The organism is Desulforamulus putei DSM 12395 (genome assembly GCF_900129195.1).
Lineage (GTDB): Bacteria > Bacillota > Desulfotomaculia > Desulfotomaculales > Desulfotomaculaceae > Desulfotomaculum > Desulfotomaculum putei.
On the sequence record NZ_FQUY01000047.1, the window covers coordinates 1 to 6,914 of the forward strand.

Annotated in this window: 7 protein-coding genes; all 7 read left to right on the forward strand. The window is 35.8% G+C overall.

The annotated features are described in order from the left end of the window. On the forward strand, positions 1 to 218 hold a 218-nt coding region (locus tag BUB67_RS15510; RefSeq protein WP_073240273.1), incomplete at its 5' end, for a DUF5348 domain-containing protein. Between the two features lie 27 nt (positions 219 to 245). Then, positions 246 to 1,589, forward strand: coding sequence for a hypothetical protein (locus tag BUB67_RS15515; protein ID WP_143157118.1), 1,344 nt, complete (start codon positions 246 to 248; stop codon positions 1,587 to 1,589). A gap of 552 nt (positions 1,590 to 2,141) precedes the next feature. Further along, a complete protein-coding gene (locus BUB67_RS15525) occupies positions 2,142 to 2,396 on the forward strand; it encodes a type II toxin-antitoxin system prevent-host-death family antitoxin (RefSeq protein WP_073240276.1) in 255 nt (84 codons plus the stop codon). Next, complete coding sequence (locus BUB67_RS15530; protein WP_034425065.1) at positions 2,389 to 2,721, forward strand: type II toxin-antitoxin system RelE/ParE family toxin; 333 nt, start codon at positions 2,389 to 2,391, stop codon at positions 2,719 to 2,721. The genes BUB67_RS15525 and BUB67_RS15530 overlap by 8 nt, the downstream gene beginning before the upstream one ends. 247 nt (positions 2,722 to 2,968) lie before the next feature. Beyond that, on the forward strand, positions 2,969 to 5,890 hold the full coding sequence (locus BUB67_RS15535; RefSeq protein ID WP_073240277.1) for a TOTE conflict system archaeo-eukaryotic primase domain-containing protein: 2,922 nt from the start codon (positions 2,969 to 2,971) through the stop codon (positions 5,888 to 5,890). Positions 5,891 to 6,161: 271 nt separating this feature from the next. Beyond that, positions 6,162 to 6,632 carry a hypothetical protein gene (locus tag BUB67_RS15540; protein ID WP_200798190.1) on the forward strand — a complete coding sequence of 157 codons (471 nt, stop codon included), beginning with the start codon at positions 6,162 to 6,164 and terminating at the stop codon, positions 6,630 to 6,632. 81 nt (positions 6,633 to 6,713) lie between these two features. Next, positions 6,714 to 6,914: IS66 family insertion sequence element accessory protein TnpA (gene tnpA / locus BUB67_RS15545; protein ID WP_420795750.1), on the forward strand; the 201-nt coding region annotated here is incomplete at its 3' end.

Consider the following 6,914-nt stretch of genomic DNA (forward strand, 5'->3'; position numbering starts at 1 on the left):
GTCGTGGGGTAGAAATGAGATATGATTCTCAACAGGATCGCTGGGTTGTCGTTTTAGGAAATCGCGAGTATGGCCTTTATTGCGGAGAATATTTTCAACTTTTGGTCGGAAATACCAACATTGCCTGTAGATTAGAGTTGGATAGTGAATGGTATGTTATTATGCAAGATGTACGATTAAATTTAAAAATTCAGGAAACATACCGGGTGATAATTTAAGTTAGAAAAAGGGGGGAGTGGTTGTTCTTGCCACTTCCTCCCTTTCTAAAATATCGGTCATTATATCCGTCAACTTTGGGTCATCATGCAACATCAATCTTAGGACATTATGCAGCGTTAATAACAATATGGGCTAGTTACAAGATGGAAAATAATGAGTTATACAAAAAATATGATTATTACGATAATAACCCTGGAATTGTGCTACAAGAGGTAAAAGAAATTATTGGAGGGCTTAATAGTACTGAAGATAAACAATTCTATATTTTCAATTATACAATTCCGGGGCATGCCTGCTCTGTTTTAATAAGAGATTATAGCGAGAAGCTATCACAAGATGAGAAGTTGTTTTGTAAAGATATTATTTTAGAAGTAGCTTCACTATCTATTAGAGAAAATTATTCATATCAAATATCTGATGGTGTAGAATCAGCAATCTCTGTGCTCCCAATTTTATTAAAGGATTTTCCAGAAGAAAAAGAGGTTATAAAAACAATTTTATTGTTAACTCTATTTGATCCTCACAATATAGGAATGTATTGTGAATTTGCGGATTATTCTAAAAAGGCAATTTTGAATCATTTATGGAGTATAAATTTTGATGATGCACAGTCCATCCTTTTGGGATATTTATTATTAAAGCCGAAATATGAAGAGCTAAGGTCAGAATTACGCAAAAAAAATTATAAAAAAAATATTTACGAACTTCACGAAAATCAAGTTATTAAAGCATTTTTAAAGAAATACAATACAGATTTACAAAAGGTAATTAACAATAAAGTTACCATAGAGGATTTAAACGCAGTACAAAATTTAGAGCTATATGTTTTAAAAACAGCTTTTGAGCTGATCCCATTAAAATCAGATAATATAGAACATAAAAAATTAGCCCAATTAATAATTTCAGCTTTTGCAAAGGATTTGTTATCAGAAAAAAGAGAAGATAAGGTTGATTATAAAGTTAGGCATGATTTTTTTGAAAAATTAACATCTATTATTCTGAATGTCTCTGAACAAGATATTCTCGATTATTTAAAACCGTTTATTGATGGTTTTAATAGGTCAGAGGCTATAGCCGAGTTATTTAAAGTATTTATTTTAGTAGAAGATAAATTGGCTGCATACAATAAATTCTGGCGTACTTGGAATCTATTTTACAGTAAAGTAGTCGAAATATGTAAGAATGGAGATAAGTATTGGTATACACAGGAAATTATTAAAAGTTACCTTTTTGCCCAAACAATGTGGAAGGAAGAAGCTACAGAATGGCATACACTTAAAGAAAATAATAAAATGTTTTTTAAAAAAAATAACAGAGGATATCGGGCATTGTCCTTCCGTCTTATATTCAATTTCAAAATTATTAAATAGCATAGGAAGTATTTATTTGAATGACGGAGTTTTATGGATTTCCAGGATGTTAAATGATCATAGAAATTTATGGTCAGATAAGTTGGAGGAAAATACAATCTATTATCTAGAAAACCTTGTTAAAAAGTATATATTTATAAATCGAGAAAAAATAAGAATAACCAAACAACTAAAACAAGAAGTCTTAGTAATATTAGAATTCCTAATAGAGAAAGCATCTGTCATTGGATACATGTTAAGAGAAAATATTTTATAATATGGCCCCATGAAATATAAACTACCAAAATAAATATTAGTTTTGAGCCAGCTTAAAATTATCTGTTTCACACGCTCAAGGCATACAGAATGCTGTGTGAGGATTGAGAGGGTGAAAGGATGATGAATAAAGGATTTTGAGGATTTTGTCAATTTTTGATTTCGAGTTAACCCTTGAGTGTATAAAAAAGATATATCGTCAAGGTAATAGGGCTGCATTTAATATTGTGTTAAATTTGATGTAGTATTTTACGAATGAAAGGTGTATAATAATAGCAAAGAAGGAGGCGGTTATAAATGCCAAACATTAAACCCATATCAGATTTAAGAAATTACAACGAAATCCTGCGGGACATTGCCGTAGGTGAGCCAGTGTTTTTAACCAAAAATGGCAGAGGAAAATTTGCTATTGTTGATATTACTGAATATGAGAAATTAAAGGCTTCATTAAAGCTGATGTCACAGCTTGCCCAAGGAGAACTGGCCGGGAGAGAGAAAGGATGGATGACAATAGAGGAAGTGGAAGCAGAACTGGGGATTGAGGATGTATAAGCTGAAAATTTCACCTGAAGCTAAAGATGATTTAGCAGAAATTAAAGACTATATTTCTAAAGAACTTTGCAATCCACAGGCAGCTATAAATCTTGTTTCTAAAATCACCAAAAAGATACGTGGGTTGACAGAGTATCCCGGAATAGGTGCGCCACTATCTTCCGTCCTAGATATACAAACAGATTACCGTTTCCTTGTTTGTGACAATTACTTGATATTTTACAGGTACGAAGATGGAATTGTTTTCGTGTCAAGAATCTTATACGGTAGACGGAATTATACGCGTATCCTATTCGGTGATTTGCTGGAGGATGAAGAAATATAGAATATAAAATTTTAAGTGCATCGTCAGTCAGCTTGAAGCTGGCATTTTTTCATGGTTCAAAGCATACGGAAATTGCGCCATGAAGATTATTGAACTTATGAGGCATAACAGTAGTATAACAATACAAGAATTTCTGAAATTATCGGAATATCAAAGAGAAATATTGGGGCAAACATATCAGACTTAAAAAAGAAAGGGATTGTTGAGCGGATAGGTCTAAGAAATGGGTATTGGGAAGTAAGGAAAGATGGAATATAATGAGCTTTTTGAAAAATACCGGAAGCTACTGGAGGAAAATCAAAGATTAAAAAATGAAAACGAGGACTTTAGGAAAAGACTTGGATTGCCATTGCCATCACCCTATATAAAAAATGATGTTCAAGCCTCAATAGAGGTAAATGACATTCAGCTAGTTGAGGTAATCAAACCAGGACACGTAACCAATAGTAGCTCCCCGGAGGATAAAATTAACCTGTTTATGTCATTGTTTAGAGGCAGGGATGATGTCTATGCAAAAAGGTGGCAAAACAAAGAGGGTAAATCGGGGTATTCTCCTGTATGTTTGAATGAGTGGGCAAGAGGAATTTGCAATAAGCCAAAGATTAAATGCTCCGAATGCGGTAATAGAAATTATGCAGTTTTGGACTTTGCAGCAATAGATAAGCATCTCAGGGGCAAAGACGTTTTTGGTGTATATCCTATGCTGCCTGATGAAACCTGTTATTTCCTAGCTATTGATTTCGATGATGAAGGCTGGGAAAAAGATATATCAGTTTTGAGAGATATCTGTGCAGGAAATAATATTCCATTTGCAGTTGAACGTTCTCGTTCAGGGAATGGAGCACATGTATGGTTCTTTTTTGATGACAAGGTAAGTGCTGTATCGGCTAGAAAATTTGGTACAGCACTTCTTACGCACGCAATGGCTAAAAGACATGAAATTAAATTTGCTTCATACGACCGCTTGTTTCCAAACCAGGATACACTTCCTAAAGGTGGTCTTGGGAATCTTATCGCCTTACCTTTACAATTAAATGCACGCAGAAACAACAACAGTGTTTTTATAGATGAAAAATTCCAGCCCTATGATGACCAGTGGAGTTTTTTGAGCAGTATTCGAAAGCTCAGTGAAAGTGAAATTGACTTATACATTTCGCAACTATGCAGTGGCAGTGAATTAGGTGATTTAAGACAGAATGAAGATGAAGAATGCAAGCCATGGGAGAGAAGCAATACGAATTATAAATTAAGCAAGTCTGATTTCCCGGACACTGTTTATGTGACCAAAGTAAATATGCTGTACATTAGTAAAAATGGCTTTTCACATAAAGCATTGAATATTATTAAACGTCTGGCAGCCTTTAGAAACCCTGACTTTTATAAGGCTCAAGCTATGAGATTGCCGACTTTTGATAAGCCCAGAATTATTTCCTTATCTGACGAGACACCTGAGTACTTGTGTCTTCCAAGGGGATGTGAGCTTGATCTGATAAACCTGTTTAGTGCTCACAAGGTGGATGTTAAATGGGTTGATAAAAGCTATTCAGGAAAACAGATTGACGTTGAATTCAACGGACAGCTTCGTGATGAGCAAGAAGATGCTGTTAGTTCAATGCTACAACATGACAATGGTGTATTATCAGCAACAACTGCATTTGGTAAAACCGTTATCGGAGCGAAAATTATATCAGTAAAAAAGGTAAATACTCTTATACTTGTTCATACTCAGCAATTATTAGAACAGTGGAAGGAGCGCTTGAACCAGTTTCTTGTAATCAACGAAGAGCTTCCTTCTGATGAGATTAAGAAAAGAGGCAGGAAAAAGAGCAGAAGTATTATAGGCCAGCTAGGGGGAGGAAAAAACAATCTAAGTGGCATTATTGATGTTGCTATTATGCAGTCATTGGTAAAGGGGGATGAGGTTAAGGAGTTTATCCGCAACTACGGCATGGTGATAGTAGATGAATGCCATCATGTTCCGGCATTTAGCTTCGAACAGATATTGAAAAATGTAGCCGGCAAATATGTTTATGGGCTAACGGCAACCCCGGTAAGGCAGGACGGACACCACCCCATCATATTCATGCATTGCGGTCCGGTCAGGTATAAAGTGGATGCTAGAAAGCAAGCTGAAAAAAGACCTTTTGAGCATTATGTCATTCCACGCTTTACTCCTTTCAGAAAGCCTGTCAGCCAGGATGAAAAGGAATGGTCTATTGGACAAATTTATGCTGAAATCAGCACCAGTCAAATCCGCAACAAATTAATCATAGATGATGTTATTAAAAGCGTAAATGAGGGCCGTAATCCCATTGTTCTAACTGAAAGAACTGCACATGTTGAAGTGATTGCAAACGCTTTAAAGGAAGTACTTCCGAATGTTATTACATTAACCGGAGGTATGTCTGCAAAGGAAAGAAAAGCTGCACTTGAAAGACTTTCAAGTATACCGGCAGAGAGTAATATTGTCATAGTTGCAACCGGCAAATTTGTTGGCGAGGGTTTTGATGAACCAAGACTTGATACTTTGTTTCTTGCAATGCCTGTAGCTTGGAAGGGTACAGTTCAACAGTATGCGGGCAGGCTCCACAGATTATATCAGAATAAGAGTGAAGTTCAGATTTATGATTATGTGGATGTTCATGTAGGTGTACTTGAAAGAATGTATCAAAAAAGATTGAAAGGATATGCCTCTATCGGATATTCGGCCAGGGGTGACAGCAGGCCTTTTGAATCTATTAATACGATTTTTGACAATAGCAACTTCCTGACAGTTTTCAGTAATGATATTTCGTCTGCTAAATCAGACATTGTCATTGTCAGTCCTTATGTCACCAAAAAGCGTTTAAGCCAGATGTTAAGTATTCTTATGACCGGGATTAACAATGGTGCAAAGCTTACCGTCATTACCCGGCCTGAAACAGATTATAAAGAAAGGGACAGGCTTACGTTTGAGGAGATGATTAGTTCCATAAAGAATACAGGAGCCAGTATTATTTTTAAATCAAATATACATCAAAAGTTTGCAGTAATTGATCAAAGGATTGTTTGGTATGGCAGCATAAATCTTTTGAGCTTCGGAAATTCTGAGGAGAGTATCATGAGGTTGGATAGTCTGAATATTGCAAATGAATTAATAGGTACGCTTGATGAAATATTGAATTTATAATGCAAGTAAGCAGCATATTGAAAAGTATCGGAAGGAAAAACAGCCTATGAATAATGTTGAATTGAAGCGGAAGGTATACTCAGTCGTGAACAACATATTGAAAGAAAAGATTTATATATCTCCTGTAGATGTGTTAATGGGCGTAGGCAAAATATGGATTTGATGATGAATGTGATGGGAATGTTATACCAATTCCTCCAGATAAAAAAATTGGGAAGGAATGTAGTGGAGCAATTTAAAAATATGCTTGATTGATAGGAGGATAATTAATATGGAACTAGATAGGATTTGCCAGAATTGCAGCAGCTTTTTTCAGGACAGCAGAGATACAGATTTGGGAATATGCTTGAATGATGAGGTATTTGAACCTTTTCTGGATGAAATTATGGAAAATGCTGATTTTTCAAACTGCTATGATATATACCTGAAAAAGCGGTTTGATGGCGGAAAGGAAGCCTGCGATCAATATGAAGAACCTGAAATTATTGAAATCCCAGATGATGAGGATATTAATGCCTATATCCTTCATGAAAAACTGAAGCATCAAAATGTTGATGAAATTATCAAATACTTTAACAACTCCGATAAAGAAATTGTCAATAAAGCGATATCGTCGATTTCAACATATGTATTTATTGGAAATAGAGGTGCATATGAAGGTTTGATCAACTATTATATGGGCTTAGGTCCGGCAGAAAGCCTTGAGGATGTTTGCATGAGAATAAAAATAGTTGATATGTAAGCGTCAAACCGTACCCACCTAGCTTTATGTTTTAGCTTGTAGGATAATCTTCCTCAGGATACAAACGAGGAGGATTTTTTTATGACTAAAGCCCAACGACAAAAAGAATGGGAAGACAGAATAGCGGCATATCAGGCCAGCGGCCTCAGTGTCAGAGAGTGGTGCGCCGCACACGGCGTCAATCCCGACCGGCTATGGTACTGGCTGCGGAGAAATAAAAACCAGACAGCTAGTCCCGTAAAAACGCCAAAAACACCCCAGTGGTTGCCGGTGGAAGTTAGT

What these genes read in the sequence shown, in the direction of transcription:
- BUB67_RS15525 (WP_073240276.1), top strand. Translation starts at nt 2,142, where the DNA reads ATGCCAAACATTAAACCCATATCAGATTTAAGAAATTACAACGAAATC.
- BUB67_RS15530 (WP_034425065.1), top strand. Translation starts at nt 2,389, where the DNA reads ATGTATAAGCTGAAAATTTCACCTGAAGCTAAAGATGATTTAGCAGAA.
- BUB67_RS15535 (WP_073240277.1), top strand. Translation starts at nt 2,969, where the DNA reads ATGGAATATAATGAGCTTTTTGAAAAATACCGGAAGCTACTGGAGGAA.
- BUB67_RS15540 (WP_200798190.1), top strand. Translation starts at nt 6,162, where the DNA reads ATGGAACTAGATAGGATTTGCCAGAATTGCAGCAGCTTTTTTCAGGAC.